Origin of the sequence: Levilactobacillus lindianensis, assembly GCF_003946095.1 — a bacterium.
Taxonomy (GTDB): Bacteria; Bacillota; Bacilli; order Lactobacillales; family Lactobacillaceae; genus Levilactobacillus; species Levilactobacillus lindianensis.
The window spans coordinates 1-21549 of the sequence record NZ_RHOD01000023.1 but is presented as its reverse complement, the minus strand read 5'-3'; the positions used below and the strand labels follow the sequence as shown (position 1 = coordinate 21549).

At 49.8% G+C, this 21549-nt stretch carries 19 protein-coding genes; 5 read left to right on the top strand and 14 right to left on the bottom strand.

Annotated elements, in window-relative coordinates; genetic code table 11:
- Window positions 1–74 precede the first annotated feature (74 nt).
- From EKM70_RS08965 to EKM70_RS08930, 8 genes are all read right to left on the bottom strand, one after another.
- Window positions 75–629, bottom strand: a complete 555-nt coding sequence (locus EKM70_RS08965) for an NYN domain-containing protein (protein ID WP_125547172.1) — start codon at window positions 627–629, stop codon at window positions 75–77.
- 21 nt (window positions 630–650) lie between these two features.
- Window positions 651–1424 carry a 23S rRNA (guanosine(2251)-2'-O)-methyltransferase RlmB gene (rlmB, locus tag EKM70_RS08960; RefSeq protein WP_125547170.1) on the bottom strand — a complete coding sequence of 258 codons (774 nt, stop codon included), beginning with the start codon at window positions 1422–1424 and terminating at the stop codon, window positions 651–653.
- Entirely contained in the window at window positions 1421–1840 is a 420-nt protein-coding gene (locus tag EKM70_RS08955; protein ID WP_125547168.1) for a Mini-ribonuclease 3, read from the bottom strand. Before EKM70_RS08955 ends, rlmB begins: the two co-directional genes overlap by 4 nt.
- Window positions 1840–3252: a cysteine--tRNA ligase gene (gene cysS, locus EKM70_RS08950; RefSeq protein ID WP_125547166.1), complete on the bottom strand. Its 1413-nt coding sequence runs from the start codon at window positions 3250–3252 to the stop codon at window positions 1840–1842. Before cysS ends, EKM70_RS08955 begins: the two co-directional genes overlap by 1 nt.
- 595 nt (window positions 3253–3847) lie before the next feature.
- Window positions 3848–5338, bottom strand: coding sequence for a glutamate--tRNA ligase (gene gltX, locus EKM70_RS08945; RefSeq protein WP_125547164.1), 1491 nt, complete (start codon window positions 5336–5338; stop codon window positions 3848–3850).
- A 151-nt stretch (window positions 5339–5489) separates the two neighbouring features.
- Complete coding sequence (locus EKM70_RS08940; protein ID WP_125547162.1) at window positions 5490–6677, bottom strand: PIN/TRAM domain-containing protein; 1188 nt, start codon at window positions 6675–6677, stop codon at window positions 5490–5492.
- 30 nt (window positions 6678–6707) lie between these two features.
- On the bottom strand, window positions 6708–8084 hold the full coding sequence (radA, locus tag EKM70_RS08935) for a DNA repair protein RadA (protein WP_125547160.1): 1377 nt from the start codon (window positions 8082–8084) through the stop codon (window positions 6708–6710).
- A 94-nt stretch (window positions 8085–8178) separates the two neighbouring features.
- The gene (locus tag EKM70_RS08930) at window positions 8179–8718 is read right to left on the bottom strand and encodes a dCTP deaminase/dUTPase family protein (RefSeq protein WP_057878091.1); all 540 of its coding nucleotides are present in this window, start codon (window positions 8716–8718) and stop codon (window positions 8179–8181) included.
- Between the two features lie 165 nt (window positions 8719–8883).
- On the opposite strand from EKM70_RS08930, the gene EKM70_RS08925 reads away from it, so the two are divergent.
- The 4 genes from EKM70_RS08925 to EKM70_RS08910 all read left to right on the top strand — a co-directional run bounded on the left by EKM70_RS08925 (window position 8884) and on the right by EKM70_RS08910 (window position 12678).
- Window positions 8884–9225: a GNAT family N-acetyltransferase gene (locus tag EKM70_RS08925; RefSeq protein WP_125547158.1), complete on the top strand. Its 342-nt coding sequence runs from the start codon at window positions 8884–8886 to the stop codon at window positions 9223–9225.
- Between the two features lie 6 nt (window positions 9226–9231).
- The gene (gene rpiA, locus EKM70_RS08920; protein WP_057877376.1) at window positions 9232–9918 is read left to right on the top strand and encodes a ribose-5-phosphate isomerase RpiA; all 687 of its coding nucleotides are present in this window, start codon (window positions 9232–9234) and stop codon (window positions 9916–9918) included.
- A 258-nt stretch (window positions 9919–10176) separates the two neighbouring features.
- Window positions 10177–10983, top strand: a complete 807-nt coding sequence (locus EKM70_RS08915) for an aldo/keto reductase (RefSeq protein ID WP_125547156.1) — start codon at window positions 10177–10179, stop codon at window positions 10981–10983.
- Window positions 10984–11343: 360 nt separating this feature from the next.
- Window positions 11344–12678, top strand: a complete 1335-nt coding sequence (locus EKM70_RS08910) for a C1 family peptidase (protein WP_125547154.1) — start codon at window positions 11344–11346, stop codon at window positions 12676–12678.
- A 207-nt stretch (window positions 12679–12885) separates the two neighbouring features.
- Here EKM70_RS08910 and EKM70_RS08905 read toward each other — a convergent pair whose 3' ends face one another.
- The 6 genes from EKM70_RS08905 to EKM70_RS08880 form a co-directional block, all read right to left on the bottom strand.
- A complete protein-coding gene (locus tag EKM70_RS08905) occupies window positions 12886–14016 on the bottom strand; it encodes a glycerate kinase family protein (protein ID WP_125547152.1) in 1131 nt (376 codons plus the stop codon).
- A gap of 25 nt (window positions 14017–14041) precedes the next feature.
- Window positions 14042–15343, bottom strand: coding sequence for a GntP family permease (locus tag EKM70_RS08900; protein WP_125547150.1), 1302 nt, complete (start codon window positions 15341–15343; stop codon window positions 14042–14044).
- A 205-nt stretch (window positions 15344–15548) separates the two neighbouring features.
- Window positions 15549–16775 carry a serine hydrolase domain-containing protein gene (locus tag EKM70_RS08895; protein WP_125547149.1) on the bottom strand — a complete coding sequence of 409 codons (1227 nt, stop codon included), beginning with the start codon at window positions 16773–16775 and terminating at the stop codon, window positions 15549–15551.
- Window positions 16776–16901: 126 nt separating this feature from the next.
- Window positions 16902–17573: a 2,3-bisphosphoglycerate-dependent phosphoglycerate mutase gene (locus EKM70_RS08890; RefSeq protein WP_125547147.1), complete on the bottom strand. Its 672-nt coding sequence runs from the start codon at window positions 17571–17573 to the stop codon at window positions 16902–16904.
- Between the two features lie 268 nt (window positions 17574–17841).
- A complete protein-coding gene (locus EKM70_RS08885) occupies window positions 17842–18936 on the bottom strand; it encodes a DMT family transporter (RefSeq protein ID WP_125547145.1) in 1095 nt (364 codons plus the stop codon).
- Window positions 18937–18975: 39 nt separating this feature from the next.
- Window positions 18976–19923, bottom strand: coding sequence for an AEC family transporter (locus EKM70_RS08880; RefSeq protein ID WP_125547143.1), 948 nt, complete (start codon window positions 19921–19923; stop codon window positions 18976–18978).
- 363 nt (window positions 19924–20286) lie between these two features.
- Between EKM70_RS08880 and EKM70_RS08875 the strand changes: the two genes are divergently transcribed.
- Window positions 20287–21438 carry an LCP family glycopolymer transferase gene (locus EKM70_RS08875; protein ID WP_125547141.1) on the top strand — a complete coding sequence of 384 codons (1152 nt, stop codon included), beginning with the start codon at window positions 20287–20289 and terminating at the stop codon, window positions 21436–21438.
- The last annotated feature ends 111 nt before the right edge of the window (window positions 21439–21549 follow it).

The following is a 21549-nucleotide window of genomic DNA, read 5'->3' as shown; positions in this document are numbered from 1 at the left end:
AATTAAAATAGCCTCCCTTTAGCTGCAATTTCAGTCTAAAGGAAGGCTAACTGTTCGCCGAGCGAACGCGTGTTTTATTTATGTTTTGTTTTCTTGGCTCGTGGTGGTTTGGCCATCATCTGGTCACGAAGCTTCTCTAACTTGTAGAGTTGCTGATCATTCCAGGGCGACTTACGCACCAAGCCCTTGTCCGCAAACTCACGGGCAGTCTGTTTGACTTCATTCTTAGCCCGCTCAATATCTCGGAGGAGTTCTCCCGCGGGAATCCGCAGAGCCCCTTCCGAGAAGATCGTCCACTGTTCGGCCTGATCACTGGTGGCCACGGTGACTTGCGTAAAGCGTGTCTGCCGCTCTTTGGCCAGCTTTTCGATATAGCTGTCCGCCGTCTCATCACGATTCGTCCAGACCACTTCCAGGTCGAATTGCTGATAGCTCTTCGAGATTCCTGGCACATACATGGCATCAAAGACCACGGTGATTTGGGCGTCTCGCAACTTACGGTAATTAGCCAACATGCTCAACAGCTGGTCTCTGGCCTCCGGTAACCGGTCTTTCAACTTTAACCGATTGAGCTCAGGCCAGTTGCCGATCATATTATACGCATCGACAATTAAAATATCTTCTTTCATATCCTTCGCCCATTTCTACGATTAGTGTTGTACGGGGTGCCGTGAACTGAACCCTTGATACATCAAGAGTCCAGCTGCCACACTGGCGTTAAGGCTTTGAACGGAACCGACCATGGGGATGGTCAGTGTCTCATCAACCGTTTCCTTCAGCAAACGGGAAATTCCCTTGCCTTCATTGCCGATGATCAGGCCTGTAGCCCCCTTGGCATTCCAGTCACGATAGTCGGTACCGGCCATGTCAGTCCCGAAAATCCACAGCCCGCGTTCCTTCAAGTCCTTAACGGTATTGACCAGATTGGTCACCCGGGCGACTGGCACCGTTTCGATGGCCCCAGTCGAGGTCTTGGCAACTACCGACGTCAGTCCCACAGCCCGGCGTTTCGGAATAATAATCCCGTGAACACCGCTAGCATCGGCCGTCCGCATGATTGATCCCAAGTTATGGGGATCTTCCACGCCGTCTAAGATCAGGAAGAATGGCGGTTCGCCGGCGGCTTCGGCCTTGGCAAAGAGATCGTCAATTGTGGCGTACTCAAATGCAGCAACACCTAGGACTACCCCTTGGTGATTCTCGTGATCCGTCAGTTGATCCAGCTTCTGCTTAGGGACTTCGGAAATCACTAAGTGACGCTTATGCGCCAATTGACGAATCTCGTCAATGGCTTCGGCCTTCAACCCACTCTGCAGAAAAACTTTGTTAATCGTTTGTTGACTCCGCAATGCGGCAACGGCTGGGTGCCGACCAATCACGAAATCTGCCGCGGTATCCTTAGAGTCGTTTTGTTCTGGTTTCATTTCTTTGTCCGCCCCGCTTCCACTTGTTCAATACACCAATTACTAAGTTCATTGACCCGATCGGCCTGACCGCTGAGGGCCAAATACCCCATCAGGGCTTCAAACCCGGTTGAGATCCGATAGGTCACCACGTCGGTATTCTTGGCGTGGGTGTAACTCTTCGCATTCCGACCACGCTTGAACATGGTCCACTCTTCATCGCTGAGCAGATTATCCTCTTCCATCAGAGCGATGAGCGCCGCTTGCGCCTTGGCAGAGACATAGTGGGTTGCCGTCTTCTGCAAATGATTAGGCTTGGCAATGCCCGCTTCAATCAGGTGTTGACGAATGTGAACCTCATAGGTAGCGTCTCCCATGTAGGCTAGCGCCACCCCGTTTAATTGTCGAAAATCAGTTGTTTCAGCTTGTTCAGTCATTAATTTCCCTTTCTCCAGCGCGTCCCTTGGGGCGTGTCTTCCAAAATGATGCCTTGACTCTTGAGTTGTTCGCGAATCTCATCGCTACGTTCGAAGTTCCGGTCATTTCTGGCCGCGATTCGTTCGTCAATCAAAGCTTGGATATGGTCATCGTCTAACTCGGTAGTCTCCGTAAAGGTCACGCCAAACACGGCTAGGAGGTCACTGAGCGTCTTGCGAATGAATACGAGCGTCCCAGCAAAGACCACTGGCCGTTCGGCATAGACGTTCCCTAAGCGGGCCAAATCGTGGACCTCAGCGATCCCATTTTGAACGTTAAAGTCGTCATCCATGGCATCGATGTAATCCGCCGTAATCTGCCGAATCTCTTGTTCCACCTTAGGGTCATTACCGGCCTCGGCATCCTTCAGTCGGTACCCCATATTGTTGTAAGCCGTTTGTAACCGTTCCAGGTTCCGCGCGGCAGTATCGAGGTTCCGTTGGCTGTATTGGATCGGCCGCCGATATTGAGTCGTCGCCATAAAGAACCGTAATGTTTGGGCATCCACGGTCTTCAAGAGATCGTGGACCGTTACGAAGTTCCCAAGTGACTTACTCATCTTTTCATTCTCATCGCCAACCGTGACGAAGCCGTTGTGTAACCAGTAGTGCACAAAGGTTTTACCCGTCTTGGCTTCACTCTGAGCGATTTCATTTTCGTGGTGTGGGAACGTGAGGTCCTCACCACCACCGTGAATATCAAAGGTATCGCCTAAGAAGTGAGTGGACATCACCGAACATTCGATATGCCAGCCCGGACGACCGGCACCCCAAGGTGATGGCCAGGAAATTTCTCCGGGCTTCGCTCCCTTCCAGAGGGCAAAGTCGACGGGATCTTCCTTACGCGCCGTTTCCTCGTCATTCGTGTGTTGTGACGCGCCTTCCTCAAGTTCATCGAGGTTCTGGTGGGACAGGTCGCCATAGTGGGCAAACTTGTGAGCCCGGTAATAGACATCCCCATCGACTGGATAGGCGTACCCCTTATCGATTAAGGTCTCCACAAACGTAATAATTTCGGGAATGTGATCGGTTGCCCGGGGGTTAACCGTGGCTGGTTCGATGTTGAGTTGGGCGGTATCTTCCTTGAAGGCCTGGATAAACCGATCACCCAGTTCTGGCACCGTAATCCCTAATTTTTTAGCCTGTTTAATCATCTTGTCATCGACATCGGTGAAGTTAGACACGTACTTCACTTGATAGCCGCGATATTCGAAGTAACGGCGGATGGTATCAAAGGCAATCGCACTCCGCGCATTACCGATATGAATGTAGTTGTAAACCGTTGGCCCACAGACGTACATGTTCACCACTCCGGGAGTGATGGGTTCAAATGTTTCTTTCTGGCGGGTCATCGTATTGAATACTTTGAGCATCACGAGGCTCCTTTCGGGTAACTTGAATTAAAACGCAATGGTCGTCATTAAATGTCATCTAGCGCCTGCGACCATTAGACGTCACCCCATGAGGCAGACCTGAAGCCTGAGAAACGGTCTTCAGGGCAACTTTGAACCTCACAAAATCCGTGAGTTTCAAAGCTGGCCAGTGGACTAAGTCGACAAGCCCATCGACTAAGTCCACTACCACGGGGTTCTGTCTAATTGCCTCCGGCCGAATGAAAAATTCTCTACCTTCTGTCAATTAACCCTAACGGATGTTGCAATCAGCCGAAGGCGGCTAGGAACGGAATCCTGTGTCGGTGGCGTTAGTCCGGTGATTCATCCGGACTTACACCACGGGCCGACGACGAGACCCACGTTTTTTTGTGGGGCTTGCCGTCGAGTCTGAAGACCGCTTTTTTGGCTTCGGGCGGGCCTCATAGGACGGAGGTCCTAGCCGCCTTTGGCGTCTCGATCGCAGCATCAAAACCAAGACCATGCGTAAGATAGGTCTATTGTAGCATATTCACCCGATAACAAAGAAGCCGAATGGATGGCCATAGGCCCTTCATCCGGCTTCTTTACCAAATCGTTAGTCTTCGAGTTGCGCTAAAGTTTGGTGAATGTGTTGTAAGGCCGTTTCGCGGCCAACTAATTCGATTGATTCTGGTAATTCTGGACCGTGCATTTCATGGGTAACGGCAATCCGGATAGGCATCCAGAGTTGACGACCCTTGATCCCGGTCTGTGCTTGGACCCGCTTGATCACGTGGAAGATTTCAACGGAGTCAAACAGATCGAGCTTTTCGATCTCAGCGGCGAAGGCCTTCAGTACAACTGGAGCCGTTTCGTTGCTGATCTCTTCTAAGGCCTCACCCGTGACTTGGTCAGGTTCTTCAAAGAAGACCGAGGCCATGTCATTGATTTGGGCCATGTAACTCATCTGCCGCTTGTATAAGTTGATCAGTTGCCGTGACCATTCGATGGTGTTGGTGTCTGGGTTAGCAGGCACGTTCCCCGCCTTGATCAATTGCTTCAAGGCTAGGTCCATCACGGTGCTCTCATCGGCATCCTTGACGTAACGGTTATTCAACCAGTCCAGCTTGTCACTGTCAAAGGTGGCAGGTGAGGAACTCAGGCGCGTTTCATCATACATCTTGATGAATTGCTTACGGTTAAAGATTTCATCTTCCCCAACTGGTGACCAGCCCAACAACAGAATGAAGTTGAACATGGCTTCTGGCAGGTAACCTAGGTCCCGGTATTGTTCGATGAATTGGAGCACGGATTCGTCACGCTTGGACAACTTCTTACCAGTGTCCTTGCTGATGATCAGGCTCATGTGGCCGAACTTAGGAGCTTCCCAACCAAAGGCTTGGTAGATCATCAATTGCTTAGGCGTGTTGGCCACGTGGTCGTCTCCACGGAAAACGTGGCTGATGGCCATCTTGTGGTCGTCAACGACAACGGCAAAGTTGTACGTTGGCATCCCATCACGCTTAGCGATGACGAAGTCCCCACCAATGGTGTCAGAGTTAAAGGAAACGTTCCCTTTAACCATGTCATCCCAGGCAAAGATTTCATCCTTGGGCACGCGGAAACGAATAACGGGCTTCAAACCCTTAGCCTTAGCGGCATCGATAGCCGCTTGCTTTTCGGCTTCGTCCATGCCAGCGTATTCGTATTCGTAATGTGGCATTTCCTTACGAGCCTTTTGAGCTTCACGGTCGGCTTGTAATTCTTCTTCCGTCCGGTAAGATTCGTAAGCCTTGCCTTCATCCAACAATTGTTGGATCAGTGGCGCATAAATTTCACGGCGTTCGGATTGACGGTAGGGACCGTAGTCTCCTCCGACATCGGGACCTTCATCCCAGTCCAAACCTAACCACTTTAAGTTGTCAAGTTGGCTTCTTTCACCATCCGCGATATTGCGTTTAGTGTCCGTGTCTTCGATTCTGATAATGAACTTACCCTTGTTGTGACGGGCAAATAAGTAGTTGAAGATCGCTGTCCGGGCATTACCAATGTGCAGATGACCGGTAGGACTCGGTGCGTACCGAACCCGAATTGAATTCTTTGCCAAAACGTTTGCGCCTCTTTCTTTAATTTTTACGTCAATTTAGACTTATTGCCATCAAGTGCTGATGACAGATTGTATTAAGTGTACAATGCTCACCCGGAAAAATAAAGGGGTGGCCCTCGTAAACACCCTTAAAAAGCTGCGGCCGTTGTACCTAACGGGACCGCTTGGTCTTCTTAGAAGTTCCCTTACCGCCAGTCTTCGGCTTTTCGGTATGGGTTTCTTCTTCGATGTTCTTGCTGGAGTGTGCCGGTTTGGCGAAGATCATTCGCCCAGCATCGGTTTGAATGGCACTTGTCACCACCACATCCAACTGCTTGTTGATGAAGTAACGCCCATCTTCGACGACGACCATCGTGCCGTCATCCAGATAAGCTACCCCTTGTTGTCGTTCGGTTCCGTTCTTAACCACCATCACGTGCAGGTTCTCACCCGGAATGACCCGTGGCTTCAGTGCGTTCGCCAATGAATTAATATTCAAGACTTGAACATTTTGGAACTGGATGACCTTGTTGAGGTTGTAATCGTTAGTGACGATCACCCCACCGTTTTCCTTAGCTAAACGAATCAACTTGCTATCGACTTCGGGAATATCTTCATAGTCCCCTTCATACATTTCGATTGGCATGATGTGTTCATTTTGGAGTTTGTTGAGAATGTCTAATCCTCGCCGCCCTCGAACACGTTTGATAGAATCGCTAGAATCCGCGATGTATTGAAGTTCATAGAGCACGAAGTTAGGTACCAATAACGTGCCTTCCAGGAAACCCGTCTTCGCCAAATCATAGATCCGACCATCGATTAAGATGTTAGTATCCAGAATCTTGTAGTGATGAAAGTTAGGTTCCGTTGGCTTATCCAACACTTTCTCAGGTTCCTCTTCCGGCGCCTTCTTACTCCTTGGTGTGAACAGGTTCCGCCATTCTTCTCCGCGCATCTTACTAAGACGCATCCCGATTCGGAAACCGAGATAGCCGAAGAGCAGCATGAGCAACGCTGGAATCAACGTCCCAATGAAGAATGAAGGGACTCGGAACAAGAACTGAGAAATCAACAGAGCCAAGGCCAAACCAATGATGGCCCCCAAGCTGCCGAAGATTAACACCATCGGATCTTGCTTGTTCAGATAGGACTCAAGACGGCGAATCAAGTTCATAATCAGTCCAGCAAATAGCAAGCCTAAAATAAGGAATATAATTGCACCAATTAAGATATTAGCTAACGCATTATTTACCAGTGGACTGGTTAAGCCGACAAGATGCCAGAGACGTGGCAGATACGCCACCCCCATAACACCACCGAGAACTGCAAAAATTACTAGAATAACAGTTTTCTTACGCATAAATTCACCTCCTTTCAAAGTTGCCAATTTTTAGACGCCCAGCGCCAACTTCAACGCCTGGCGTAAGGTGGTCACCCCGACCACATCGATATCATGTGGGGGCTTCCAGCCTTGTAAATTGTTTTTGGGAACGAATATGCGTTTGAATCCCAGCTTCTTGGCTTCCGCAACGCGCTGTTCAATGCGGCTAACTCGGCGAATCTCACCGGTCAACCCGACTTCGCCGACGAAACAGTCCGTCGGTGCCGTCGCCTTATCGCGATAACTAGAAGCGATACTCATAGCAATCGCCAAATCAATGGCGGGTTCATCAAGCTTAACGCCCCCAGCGGCCTTCAAGAAGGCGTCCTGGTTTTGAAGCATCAAGTTGGCCCGTTTCTCCAAGACCGCCATCAACAAGGCCACTCGGTTGCGATCCAAGCCGCTTGAGGTCCGCTGAGCGTTCCCAAAGACGGATGGGGTTACCAACGCTTGGACTTCGACCAGAATTGGCCGCGTGCCTTCCATAGAGACCACAATGGCCGAGCCAGTCGCATCGGCTAGCCGTTCCTCGAGAAAGATTTCCGATGGATTAGCAACCTCATAGAGGCCCCCTTCACGCATCTCAAAGATCCCCAGCTCGTTAGTCGAGCCAAAACGGTTCTTGACCGCCCGCAGAATCCGGTAGGTGTGGTGCAAGTCACCTTCAAAGTATAGGACGGTATCCACCATGTGTTCTAGAATCTTAGGCCCGGCAATCGCGCCACCCTTGGTCACATGACCCACCACAAAAATTGTGATGTTGTTAGTTTTAGCGATCTGCATCAGTTCAGCCGTTACCTCCCGAATCTGCGAAACAGATCCGATCGCGGATTCAATCCCGGGGGCTTGCATGGTTTGAACAGAGTCAATGACCACATAATCTGGTCGCATCTCTTCAATGTTGGCTCGGATGCTGGCCATGTCCGTTTCTGGATACAGGTAGAGGTTGTCACTGTTGACGACCAACCGATCCGCGCGCATCTTAATCTGTGAGGCACTTTCTTCTCCAGAAACGTAGAGAACCTTGCCCCCGGTTGCACTCAGCTGACCGGACACCTGGAGTAACAAAGTGGACTTCCCGATACCAGGATCCCCACCGATCAAAATTAGAGAGCCTGGCACAATGCCGCCCCCTAAGACGCGATTCAGTTCCTCCATTTGCGTTTTAACTCGACTCTCAGTGGTGTGTTTGATCTCATTCATCAATTGCGGATGAGAACGCTCGCCACTGACCGTCACACGGGTCGACTGGGGCTTCTTGTTAGCCGGGGCCACAACTTCTTCAACCATGGTGTTCCATTCCCCACAGTTCGGGCAACGACCCAGGTAACGCGGTGAACTGTAATCACAATTTTGACACACAAATTTAGTTTTCGTTTTGGCCACGTTCATCCCCCAATTCCGTTCAGTTTTCGTATCTTTATTCTAGCATATTTACCGGGCAATCCCCCACTAGTCCGTTAGGCCATTTTCTAAAGAATTAGTTACGATCAGAAGACCCAAATCCACCGGTTCGTTGTTGCTGTGGCGCTTGTTCATCATCCGCTAACAAATACGGCATAAAAATCCCCTGAGCGATTCGTTGGCCCTTCTTGATCACGACGTCACTTAAGCCAGTATTCACCAGTTGAACAAAGATTTCCCCTTCGTTTTTTTCGTTATTGTAGTAGTCGGCATCGATCACTCCGACCCCATTTGGCAGAATCAGGTTGTGTTTGAGTGGATTGCTCGACCGGTTGGCCAAGATGAGCACCTCGCCCGGCTGCATGTACGCCTTGATCCCCGTTGGCACCAGCCAAGGCTTTAAGTCACTCTGACCCGCCATGAGTTCGGTTGTGGTCAACGTCTCTCGGTGACGCAGCCGTTTGAAGGCATGTAAAAGATCATGTCGCCAAATTGACGGTAGCGTAAAGTCTTCGGCACATTCGAAATCATAACCGGCGGCCTGTTGGGTCGTCCGGTAGGGTAACTTTACTCCCTGGTTGGCGTACTTACTGACAACTTCAAATCCCCGTTGCATACTGGCACTTCCTCTTCTTATAGTCTGTATTTGACACTCTGTTACCAGAGTAAACACCTTTCTCCCTGATTACCAGTAAAATCGTCTCGTGGGCCAAAATTAGTTGACAAGCCGGCGTGGATAGACCAAAATCGAGGGGAAGCCTGGTTTGGAAAGGAGTCACGCATGACCATTACGGAACATCCTGGACGGCTAACGATCACGTCTGCCGGACAGTTAATTGCGAGCCTACACTACCTTCAATTAAGCCCCACATCTTGGGTTCTCGAACAACTCTTTGTTCACCCCTCTCAAGACGTTTCAACCGTTGCGCAGCAGTTGATTGACCGCTTCGTTGAATTGGCGCGGGACAACGATGTCACTGTCAAGGTCCTGGATCCGTACGCCAAGCGCTACTTCTCGCAACATCCCGTTCCCGACTTACTGGCGGCTCATCAGCTCCCAGTAACGGGGCCGACCGCCGTCCAACCAGTTGCCTTAAATTTACGTCACACAGAAGAGGAGTAATTCAGCATGGATCAAAACGCATTAAAAGCCCTCGTGGGCCAAGAAGCTGTCAAGTACGTTAAAGATGGCATGATTCTCGGAATCGGAACCGGTTCGACCGTTCGCTACATGATTGACGCCTTAGGTAAGCGCGTCAAGGAAGAAGGCCTCAGCATCGTTGGGGTTGCCACTTCTGACCGTTCCGCTAAGCAAGCCGAATCTCTGGGGATTACCATCAAGCAGTTGGACGAAGTTGACCACCTTGATTTAACCATCGACGGTGCCGACGAAATCGACGACAACTTCCAAGGTATCAAGGGCGGCGGTGCCGCTCACCTCTGGGAAAAGATCGTTGCCATCAACTCCACGAAGAATATGTGGATCGTTGATGAAAGCAAGATGGTTCACCACTTAGGTAAGTTCCCACTACCTCTGGAAGTCATCCCATTCGGTTCCAGCCACGTTCTGGAAAAGTTAGACAAGATGGACTTACACCCGGCCTTCCGGATGAACGAAGACGGTAGCCACGTCTTGACGGACTCCAAGAACTACATCATCGACCTGCACCTGGGCCGTATCGATCACCCACACGAATTGGCCAATACCTTAAATGGTATCGTTGGTATCGTGGAACACGGGCTGTTCTTGGACACGGTCAACACGGTTATCGTCGGCCGTCAAGATGGCCCAGAAGTGTTGAATGCCCGCGACTAAATCTCATTTGACTATGATCTAACGATCACCCACCAATTCTCCTAACGGAATTGCGTGGGTGATTTTTGTCAGAACCGCTCTGTGATACTAAACAGCGATGACTAAAAGAATTCTGGACCATCGGCTTGTGATACATCACCATTCATCGTTAGTTGTTGCGCAGTCGCCAAGGGACAATCCCTGAAACTATTCGCCCGGCAGTGTATCATAGATAAACGTACGGTGATTTTAAAAATAATTATATAGCGAGGTAATCACATGGAAACGACACAACTAAGTAACGGCGTTACCATCCCAATGTTAGGTTTTGGGACTTACTTGATCGATAGTAAGGACGTCCCAGTCTCCATCAAGACGGCCTTAGATGCTGGCTACCGGCATCTCGACTGTGCCCACATTTACGGCAACGAACCTGCCGTGGGGGCAGCCATCAAGGCTTCCGGCATTGACCGCTCCGATCTGTTCATCACATCCAAAGTCTGGAATGCTGACCAAGGGTACGACAAGACTTTGGCCGCCTTTGACCAAACGTTATCCGACTTACAGTTAGACTACCTGGATCTCTACCTGATTCACTGGCCAAATGAAGAAAACTTCGACCTGACCTTGGACACTTGGCGCGCCTTAGAAACCCTCTACCAACAAAAGAAGGTTCGGGCTATCGGGGTTTCCAACTTCTCCGAAGACCAACTCAACCAAGTCTTTGCCATGGCTAAGGTGAAGCCAATGGTCAACCAAATCGAACGCCACCCTTACAAGGTTCAAGCCGAATTAGGCAAGTTCGACACGGACAACGGTCTGGTCAACGAAGGGTACTCCCCAATCGGCCACGGCCACTTGATTCTTGAGGACCCCGTGATTGCTAAGTTGGCTGACAAGTACGGTAAGTCACCCGCTCAAATCGTTTTACGGTGGCAAATTGATACCGGCTTCGTGGTCTTCCCTAAGTCCTCTAAACCAGCCCGGGTTCGCGAAAACTTCGAAATTTCCGGCTTTAATTTAACTGCCGCTGAAATTGCTGAAATTAACGCTTTGGACCAAGACAAGCACCTCAACTACGACTAGCCTAATGGCATTGGGCGTCAATCTCTAAATTTTAGAAAGGGCCCCACAATACCAACTGTATTGTGGGGCCCTTTTGATCTGAATCCATTCATTTTTTAAAGATGTTGATGACTTCGCCCAAAAACAAATTCCCCCACGGCCGCTCCCAAAAAGAAAACGACGGCAAATCGAATGAGTGTGATGCCGGTACCTGACCCACTGAACATTGGCGCCCCGCCTCTCATAATTCCAACATTATTTGTGCATAACGCCTTCAATATGAACGGTTCCAAGTGCCTTGTCAATTGAATTTTCAACTCACCTATACAAAAAATGAGAAGATTGGGGTACAATGAGAGAATAGTTAGGAGAGTGACGTCATTGAGTAAAGAAATTACGGCGGATCAAACCGCCCGTTATCAACAAGCTTTAGCTACTGACCCCACCGCGAAGGTTTTAGAACGCGCCGTCAGCCATCAAGGAATCTTAGCAACCTCTGCCGATTACGCTTCTGAAACCGACATGACTCCCGTCTTCTCCATTGATTTGGATACCGGGAAAGTTGCCAACCAAAAACAAAGTGGCCGTTGCTGGATGTTTGCCGCATTGAACACCATGCGTCATCATTTAGCCGACCTGTTTAACTTGAGTGACTTTGAGTTATCCCAAAACTACACTAACTTCTGGGACAAATTCGAAAAAGCCAACTACTTCTACGAAAACGTCTTGGCCACTGCCGACCAACCAACATCTAGCCGTAAGGTGGCCTTCTTAATGGCTACCCCACAACAAGACGGTGGTCAATGGGACATGCTGTGTGCCATCATTGAAAAATACGGGATCGTGCCTAAGTCCGTTATGCCTGAAACCTACAACAGTTCCAAGTCTAGCGAACTTAACAGCACGTTGAACTTGAAGTTGCGCAAGGATGCCGTGACATTACGGAAATTAGTTGCCGACAAGACCAGCGATGCTGACATTGCCGCCGCTAAAGACAAGATGCTCGGCGAAGTTTACCGCTTACTGAGCTTCTCACTCGGCGAACCCGTTAGCAAATTTGATTTCGAATACCGCGACAATGACAAGAACTACCACATCGACAAGGGCTTAACCCCTAAGTCCTTCTTCGACAAGTATGTCGACTGGGATCTGTCCGATTACGTCTCCATCATCAACGCCCCTACTGCTGACAAGCCATACAACCACACCTACACGGTTGAAATGCTGGGTAACGTGGTCAACGGCCGTCAAGTCAAGCACTTGAACGTCACGATGAAGGACTTCAAGGCCTTGGCCATCAAGCAACTCCAAGCGGGTCAATCCGTCTGGTTCGGTTGTGACGTTGGTCAATCTTCAGAACGGCAAAAGGGGATCATGGACACCAAGTACTACGACAAGGATGCCCTCTTCAACATTGACTTCTCCACGACCAAGGCAGAACGCCTGGACTACGGGGAAAGCATGATGACTCACGCCATGGTTCTGACTGGTGTCGACTTAGTCGATGGCCAACCTACCAAGTGGAAAGTTGAAAACTCTTGGGGTGAAAAGGTCGGCACAAAGGGTTACTTCGTCATGAGCGACGCTTGGATGGACGAGTATTGCTACCAAGTCGTTGTGAACAAGCAATTCCTGCCTGACGACTTAAAGAAGACTCAGGAAACTGAAGAACCAACGGTCTTGGCTCCTTGGGATCCAATGGGTGCTTTAGCTTAAGGTTTAGAACTTTAACTGTAATTAAAAACCGCCTTCCCATGATTTTGGGAGGCGGTTTTGTTTTGGAAATTTTTTGAATTTATGTGGTCGAAACGTGCGCCAGCAGGCAGTCGGTTCCGCTTAACCCCGCTAAGCCAATAATCCAAAACCAGGATTATCAGCTTAGCGACGTTAATGCTCGCCGACTACCACCTGCTGGCCCACTCTTTACTTTAATACCCTGGCGATATTCTCTGCGGTCCGGGTCAGGTTTGCCTCACCGGTCTTGATGGCCGTTGGCAGGTCGACAACCCCTGGCAGGATTGGGAAGATCGCGTCAATGCCCAGATCATAAAGTTGGTCGATCCCGTCGCCGACGTTGCCGGCTAAGCCGATTACCTTGGCGTGCGGGCTGGCTTCCTTAGCAGCCAGTGCCGTCCCCATTGGGGTCTTGCCGTACTGCGTCTGAAAGTCAATGGCCCCCTCACCCGTGAAGACGTAGTCCGCATTGGCGGCCCGTTCCTTCAGATGAGTTTCCTTAACCACAATCTCGACACCTTTTTCCATCACGGATTGGGTAAAAGCCAGCAAGCCAGCACCCAGGCCACCGGCAGCACCGGCACCCGGATAATCTGCCAGATCTTTGCCCAGGTCGCGCTTAATAATCGCCGCGTAGTGACCCAGGTTCCGATCCAACACGGGAATCGTTTCAGCCGTGGCCCCCTTCTGTGGACCAAAGACGGCAGCGGAACCCTTAGGTCCAACTAGCGGATTCGTCACGTCCGAAGCAATCCGGACTTTCGTCTCGGCAACCAGTGGATCGACACCAGAGACGTCGATCTTAGCGAGGTCGGCTAAACCGCCACCCCCACGTTTGATAGGTTGACCGTCTTTATCGAGAAACTTCGCTCCAAGAGCTTCCGCCATCCCTTGGCCACCATCGGTCGTGGCTGAACCACCGATCCCAATGATGATCTCTCGGGCACCGTGATGCATGGCGTCCAGCATCAATTGGCCAGTCCCATAGGTCGTCGTAACCAAGGGATCCTTCGTCTGTTCATTGACGAATTGAATCCCACTAGCCGCGGCCATTTCGATCACGGCCGTCCGACCATCACCCAGTAAGCCGTATTGGGCCTCAACAGTTTCTTCCAACGGGTTCAAGACAGATGCGGTCTTCAACGTCCCGTGGGTTGCATCGACCAAAGATTGCACCGTGCCTTCCCCACCGTCGGCCATCGGAACCAGTTCATAGTCGGCGTCCGGGAAGACCCGTTTCAAACCGGCATAAATGGCGTCTGCCGCTTGCTTCGCGGTCAAACTACCTTTAAAAGAATCGGGGGCAATGACAAATTTCATTTAAACTTCATCCTTTCCGTCGTGTCTAGAAGAGGGTAAACATAATTGTTCCGACAATCGTCATGGTTAACCCAACTGCCGTTTCGTAAGGAACTGACTTCATCCGTTCCTTCAGCGACATGTTCATGGCGTTGGCCGTCACGTGGAAGTAGTTCCCTTGTGGCAAGTGGTCAATCACCGTAGCACCGGTGTGGACCATGACAGCAGCAGCCAATGGCGCCGTACCAAAGGCTAAGATCGCCTTACCAAATGATCCGGTCGTTAAGATAACACCGGTTGAGGTAGATGCCGTAGCAGCCGCCATCAAGATCCCGGCGATTGGTGCCAAGAAGGTTCCGGAAATCCCGGAAATCTTAATTAAGTGCACAATAGCAGCTGGCAACGTCGAGGTAGTAATCAAGCCCCCGATAGCCCCGGCACCGATCAGAATTAAAACAACATCGGTCATCCGTGCCATCCCTGACTTCGTGTACGCCAGGACCTTTTTCCCTTGGTGCATGGCCAACATCCCAACCAACCCAGCGATTGGTAAGATATACATCGCATCAACTTCAAATTTTTCCAAAATGCTAATGTGTAAAATATTGCCAACTGGATTCAGCAGTAACAGAACAACTGCAAGCACTGGCGCCACGATCGCCGTCTTTAACGAAGGCAAATCGGTTGGTGTAGTTGCGCCTTGTTCTTGGTTAGCCTGAACATCCGCCATGGTGGCGATTGACCCATGATGGCGTAACATCGTGGCAATCAAGACAGTTGCTAACAAACCAAAGACCGCTGGAATAAAGTCCGCAACCATCAATTGACTCAACTCGATATTGAATCCATGAGCGGCTGCGATCGTGTTAGGGTTTGGTGAGATAATGTTCCCCGCCTTACCACCACCGGAAAGAGCAACCAACAGAGCCAGCTTTGAAATCTTCATCCGACTCCCAACTTCCAGGGCAATTGGCGCAACGATCAAGACGGCAACGGGAATGAAGACCCCCACGGCTGTGATAATCATCGTAGCCAAAGCCAGTGAAAGAATCGCGAGGCTTTCACCAAACTTGTTGACGATGCCCCGGGCAATCGCATTAGCGGCCCCAGACTCCATCATGACTCCGGCAAAGACCCCGGCGGCCAACACCCGAATAACAGTCCCCATAACACTCTGGGATCCCGTAACCACGATGTTTACCGTCTGAACGAGGTTAGCTCCTCCAATCAGAGCCCCCACAATTGTTCCGAGTAAGAGCGAATAGACCGGGTTCAACTTACGTAAAATTAAAATAATGGCAAGGGCTAACCCAATTAACGCCCCAATCCAACTAACAGAAACACCCATCTGACGACACTCCTATCTATGTAATAAGTGAATTAGTTAACGAACTTTTAGAACTAACTAATGATACAACAATCCTTGAACAATTAAAAGGCCCCAACACCCCGTCAGGCCACTGAAAGCGACTGGTAAAACGTTTTAAGTTGCACCAAAAAGGCCGAAAACCAGCGCTTTCGACCTTTTGTTGCAATTAAATTTTGAGCCGACTCTACTTGACGACCTTCATGCCATTGATGTCTCTGAAGGTCTGAATAGCCAGTTGTTCCGTCGACCAACGAGGGAACATGGCCTTCTTAACGAAGTTGTTTGATAAGAAGATCACACCTGACTTGCCATCCTTACTCATGGCAACCGTACTCTCGTAATCGTCCCCCATCCCGTGGCTGTAATACCCGATGTTATCGAGGTGATACAAACCGCCGGTATAGTGCCGGGCTTGGCCGGCTTGATGCAAGACCTGAGCCCCGGCTGGATTATCCAACGTGGTTCCTTGAATGACCGCACGTTCTGCTTGGAAGGCATCCCCGGTACTCATGATGACGTTCCCGGTAGCGACCTGAACCGCCGTTGTCGCCTTCAACGGTGCGTGGGGTTCCTTGTATTGACCGGGTTCCATGCCACCATAACCCAACGTCATGTGTGGCGTAATCTTCCGAATCTGGTTAAAGCCGGTGTGGTTGAGGTCCAACGGTGTCACCATGTCCTGATAAAAAGCTTGGTAATAAGACTGGTGCGTCACCTTGTGCAGAATCCCAGCAAGCAAAACATAGCTAATCGGTTGATAATGGAACTGTTTGATCTGCTTCTTCTTGATGATGGCCTGTTGACTCGCATACTTGTAAACGGCAGGTTCGGTCAAAATAGTTCCAGGTACGAGCTTACCGCTGATTCCGCCCTCCATGTTTAACATCTGGCGAATCGTCACATGACTACTGTGTTTAATATGATAGTACTTGCTCAAATGATCGGATAACTTGATCTGGCCCTTTTCGACGGCTTGCATCACCAAAGCACCAGTCAATGATTTCTGGACGGAGTTGATCAGAAATTGTGATGTAACCTTGTTCTTATGTTGCTTTTTGATATTAGCCCAGCCAAAGGCCCGTTGATAAACCACGTGATTGTTTTTGACAACAATGGCTGATCCGACAAACTTTTTAGCCTGTAGATCTTTGGTCAGCTTAGCCGCAAAGACAGGATTCTTCTCTCCTAGATTCTTGCGGTCATACTGAGTGACCTTATTTCGGCGATCCATCTGGCTCTTCAGAGCGTAGCGTGTAATCGCATCTTTAGTTTTTTCTGCATGATGTTGGTTGCTAATCGCCACCTGCTTCTTATCGTTTGCATCGATGACGTGCATCCATGAAACTGCCCCAATAATGACCACGATGACAGACATTAAAATTGCCCAGTGGCCCAAATTTCTTTTATTCATTTCCCCTGACTTCCCCTCTGTTCCCAACTCCTAAATCTGATTATACGAAAAGGCCGGACAAATACAATCGTTTTTCCCAATTGTTTAGTCCGACCTTATTAACTTATCCTTTTGTTAAGGTAATCGTCACAATATTAATTTACGTTTGATCCGCAACCGGTCATCGAAATCATAGCGAATCGGTTCACCATTAGCGACCTCAACCTGGCTAATATCAGCATCCGGCACCCGATCAAGGTACTTGATGAGGGCCCGCAAGGTACTCCCATGCGCCACGACCAGCTGGTTATGACCATCCAGTAAACGTGGCGCAATCTGGTCCTCCCAGTACGGCATCAGACGGTCATAGGCCATCTCAAGGCTTTCACCCAAGGGCTCTGTGTGGGGACCAAACTGATCATAACGTCGATCCTGAACCACGTGATCCAAGAGTGGTGGCACGGTCTCAAAACTTCGCCGCCAAATCTTCACCTGACGTTCGCCAACTTTTGCCTGCACTGCCGCCTTGTTCTTCCCTCGTAAGGCCCCATAGTGGCGTTCATTGAGTCGCCAAGACTTGTATTCGGGAATCGCCAATTGGTCAATCGCCTCTAACACAATGTTTGCGGTCACAATGGCCCGTTGCAACATCGAGGTATGCAAGGCACCAAATCGCAAGCCGGTCTGTGCCACGAGTTGTCCCGCAGCCAGTGCCTGCTGGCGCCCCTTAGCTGTCAGTGGGACGTCGCTCCATCCTGTAAAGATATTGTCTCGGTTGGCGACACTCTCGCCGTGCCGTAGGATGACTAACGTTGCCATCATCATTCTCCCTTTCTCTGCTCTTACTCTCACGGATTATCATAACATAGCGTTCCTAGAGAATCGTCGAATTTGTGTCAGTTTTCACGTAAGAGTGCGCCAACAGGCGGTTAGCTGGCAAGCATTAACGTCGTAAGTTAAAAAATCCCGACCTTGGATTTTTCCGCTTACGGGGTTAATGCTTGCCAGCTGCCTGTTGGCGCACGTTTCACCACCATAAACAAAAAAGGACCCGAGGCATAACCTCAGATCCTCCATCTAATCAAATTTAATCCAACGACGATGGATCACGTTTAGCATCCATCTTGGCTTCAAGTTTAGCTTCCAAATCGGCTTCAAGCTTGGCTTCCAGTTGATCGGCCTTAGCCGTGGGCAACTGTTGAAAATCGCTGGCTGGAACGGTGGCATCTTGTTCTGCCAATTGCGATTCGCGAGCCTTGACCCGGTTCCCCATGAAGGTAATCACGGAACCGATCAGGATAATAACAATCCCCACAATCGTATTTGGCAAGATGTGCTCGTGAATCAGTACAGCTGCCATGATGGGGGCCAGTCCTGGCTTAATGAAGAAGACCAGCGATGCCGTGGAGACGTCGGAACGTTCCATGGCCAGGAAGTAAAAGGCAAATCCCCCACCGGTCACACAAACCCCGATGAAGAAGAGCAACCAGAAGTATTGCATGCTGATGTTCTTCAAGATTGGCAAGGCAGCGAAGTTGCTGAGCCAACCAACCTGACGCATTCCCCCAGCAACGGCGGGAATGTGGGTGATCATCATCAGGACAAAGAGTTCCAATGAGCCGGCCAAGAATGTAAAGCAAGTCATGGTAATCCCATTAAAGTGGTGGCGAACAGATCCCCACCGGGACACAATACTGTACAGTCCGAAGGTTAGAGCAGAGCTAATCGCCAAAACTAACCCTAATGGATTCGTCAGGTGCGCCGGGTTAACGATCACAATCAACCCAATAATGGAAACGACGACGGCAATCAAGTTCGCTCGACCGAGACGCTCGTGCAGAATTAAGTACGAGAAAATAAGTGCAAATACTGGATTACAGCTAAAGAGTACGGCCACGGTCGACGCCTCATCGACGGTGATGGCCAACTGGTACAGCGTCATTGAAACAATGACGCAGACCAATCCAGTCAGGAAGAACAGGCCCCAATCCGCCTTGGTCAAATGGTGTTGCTGTTTGCTAAGCGCCCGTAAGGCGATTGGCAGCAAGACGATTCCCCCAATGAGAAACCGGATCAGGTTCAACTGAATGGGATTAAACGCCCCACCAGCGGCCTTTAAGGCGATTTCCATCGAACTGAACATTAGCGTTGAAAAAGCGATGTACAACATGGTTTTTCTCAAAACGAAACTAGTTCCTCCTTATAATATGTGCAAACACAACTAGACAATTTGCTGAACAATAACCATTAAGATTGGAATTACCACTAGACTCAGAAGCGTGGTCTCAGTGACCATAATTGCCGCATAGTCGGCATCCGCTCGGTAGAGTTTAGCCACGACGGGAGCATTGGTCATGACGGGCATGGCCGCCTGTAAGATAAAGACTTGCTTCATCAGGACCGGTAACCCGGTCGGAATCACCAGAAAAGCCATCAGGGTTGGGGCAATAATAAATCGGCCCAACAGAATTCCCAGGCTATCACGATCAATCCGAATATTCTGCAAACCGGCCCCGGCAATCGCTGTCCCAATAAAAATCATGGACAACGGAATCGTCAGACCGCCCACATACTGGAAATCCTGCATGATCCACGCAGGTAGCTGAATATTCAGTAAGACCAGAATAACCCCAAAAATAAAGCCCAATAAGGGCGGTGAAAAAATCTTCTGTAAGGTATCCTTCAGATTAAATTTGGCTTGATCCTTTCCGTCTCGCTGGATGAGGTAGACCCCCAACGTCCAGAAAAAGGTCGTGTTAGCCATGTAATACACTAGCACGAAGGGCAAGCTTTTTGATCCAAACAGCGCTTCGTTAACTGGTAAGCCCACGAACACCGTGTTGGAATTCAGGAACATCGATTCAAACAAACCGCGATGTTCCCCGTGAATTCGAAATAAATGAAACGCCACAATCGACAACCCAAACATAATCGTCATGGAAATGATTGGAAAGCGAAGGTCCGGCAGTGTCGCCTTCAGGGTTGCTGCCGAAAATTTGGCGGTAATCGTACTAATCATATAAGCGGGTAAGGCAATCTGCGTCACCAACCGGGCAATCAGCCTTGGCGCCTGGTCATCAAACCAGCCTCGGCGAGACAGCACGTAACCTAAGCCAATCATCACCAGGATAATCAGCACGCCTGAAACACTTCTGATAAAGACGGCCATACGGTAACCTCCCTGCCATTTCAAAAAAATAACTGTTTCTTAAGTAACGTTGCTTATTATAGCATAAGAAGCAATTCCCTCAGATTCGTAACCGGTTTCAACGCTGATTCCAATAGGATCTCTGCTACCTTGACACGCCCGGAAATGTTGCCAGTTTTACCAGTTGTCAACATTTCTGAAATGTTGGCACGTTCTTCCACCCGTTTACGAATAACTATTTTTGTGGTGTAATGAATTAATTGAGGCCACAAGTCAAACTGGTCACGGAACTTTAAAATCTGATTAAATCAATGACTGGCGGTACCGCTACGCCACAGACCAGTTTATAATGGAAAAAGATTTTAATGAGGATGAGGAAATAATATGCCTAATAATAACGGAAACAAACGGCAACGATCTCCAGAGGACTTCGAACAAGTCTACGATCGCCGTTCTGATCGACACTCACACTTTAAAACTCCCGAGGTTCATCCGCACCGCCCTGTGATGTGGACCATCGTACTCACGATACTCTTTCTAATTAGTGGGGGGCTCGCCTATGGGTATCACGCCTGGGGGTCTGCCAAGAAGACCTTCAGTCAAACCTACGAGTCATCTAACACCGCCAAGAGTCGTAACGTGGCCGCAGTTCTCAAGAAGAACAAACCGTTTTCAATTCTCCTGATGGGAACCGACACCGGGGCTTTGGGTCGTTCTGACATGGGCCGGACCGATACGCTGATGGTAGCCACGATTAACCCGACTAAGGAAACGGCCTATCTAACGAGTATCCCCCGGGACACTCGGGTTACCGTGGGCTCTGGAGCCAATGCTAGCGTTCAAAAGATTAACGCGGCATACACGATTGGTGGTGCCAAGACGGCCGTGAAGACCGTTGAAGACCTGCTGGACATCCCTATTGATTTTTATGCCATCGTCAACATGGGAGGCCTGGAGAAGATGGTCGATGCCGTCAATGGCGTCGACGTCAAGCCACCGTTAACCTTCCAATATGGTACGGCTAACGTGGTCAAGGGCAAGACAACCCACTTAAATGGGAAACAAGCCTTAGCCTACTCACGGATGCGTCACGAGGATCCTCAAGGAGACTATGGTCGCCAGAAACGGCAACGACAAGTGCTCCAGAAGCTGGTCGTTAAGGCTGCTGGGCTGACCTCTATCACCCGTTACCAACAAATCTTGACTTCCCTCAACGGAAACCTCAAGACCGACCTGACATTTGATGACCTGATGCAGATTCGGGCCAAGTACGGAGATGCCTCCCACCACATCAAGTCCGAAACCCTTCAGGGGCAAGACGCGATGATTGATGGCCTTTCCTACCAAGTGCCAACCAACGAAGAATTAAAGAAGATTTCTAACCACATCCGTAAGACCCTGGAGTTGTCGGAAACCAAGAACTTTACCACCGACGCCGATACCTCGGCTTACGGCACCACGGATACCAGCTATGGGACGACCGATGGCAGTGGCTACGATAACAGTAACGTCAACAACACAGGCTACGGCTACTAACTCACTAAACGAGAAAACCCCTTGTAAAATCAATTGTACTAGTCCCTGTCAAGTTGACAGATGAAATACTATAATTTTAGCGTCTTTACTCAAGCGGCTTCACCACGGTAT

Coding starts and splice junctions, on each gene's coding strand:
- EKM70_RS08880 (WP_125547143.1), bottom strand. CDS start 19,923: ATGGCCGTCTTTATCAGAAGTGTTTCAGGCGTGCTGATTATCCTGGTG.
- EKM70_RS08955 (WP_125547168.1), bottom strand. CDS start 1,840: ATGACTGAACAAGCTGAAACAACTGATTTTCGACAATTAAACGGGGTG.
- cysS (WP_125547166.1), bottom strand. CDS start 3,252: ATGCTCAAAGTATTCAATACGATGACCCGCCAGAAAGAAACATTTGAA.
- rlmB (WP_125547170.1), bottom strand. CDS start 1,424: ATGAAACCAGAACAAAACGACTCTAAGGATACCGCGGCAGATTTCGTG.
- EKM70_RS08900 (WP_125547150.1), bottom strand. CDS start 15,343: ATGGGTGTTTCTGTTAGTTGGATTGGGGCGTTAATTGGGTTAGCCCTT.
- EKM70_RS08875 (WP_125547141.1), top strand. CDS start 20,287: ATGCCTAATAATAACGGAAACAAACGGCAACGATCTCCAGAGGACTTC.
- EKM70_RS08940 (WP_125547162.1), bottom strand. CDS start 6,677: ATGCGTAAGAAAACTGTTATTCTAGTAATTTTTGCAGTTCTCGGTGGT.
- EKM70_RS08925 (WP_125547158.1), top strand. CDS start 8,884: ATGACCATTACGGAACATCCTGGACGGCTAACGATCACGTCTGCCGGA.
- EKM70_RS08965 (WP_125547172.1), bottom strand. CDS start 629: ATGAAAGAAGATATTTTAATTGTCGATGCGTATAATATGATCGGCAAC.
- rpiA (WP_057877376.1), top strand. CDS start 9,232: ATGGATCAAAACGCATTAAAAGCCCTCGTGGGCCAAGAAGCTGTCAAG.
- EKM70_RS08905 (WP_125547152.1), bottom strand. CDS start 14,016: ATGAAATTTGTCATTGCCCCCGATTCTTTTAAAGGTAGTTTGACCGCG.
- EKM70_RS08895 (WP_125547149.1), bottom strand. CDS start 16,775: ATGAATAAAAGAAATTTGGGCCACTGGGCAATTTTAATGTCTGTCATC.
- EKM70_RS08930 (WP_057878091.1), bottom strand. CDS start 8,718: ATGCAACGGGGATTTGAAGTTGTCAGTAAGTACGCCAACCAGGGAGTA.
- EKM70_RS08890 (WP_125547147.1), bottom strand. CDS start 17,573: ATGGCAACGTTAGTCATCCTACGGCACGGCGAGAGTGTCGCCAACCGA.
- EKM70_RS08915 (WP_125547156.1), top strand. CDS start 10,177: ATGGAAACGACACAACTAAGTAACGGCGTTACCATCCCAATGTTAGGT.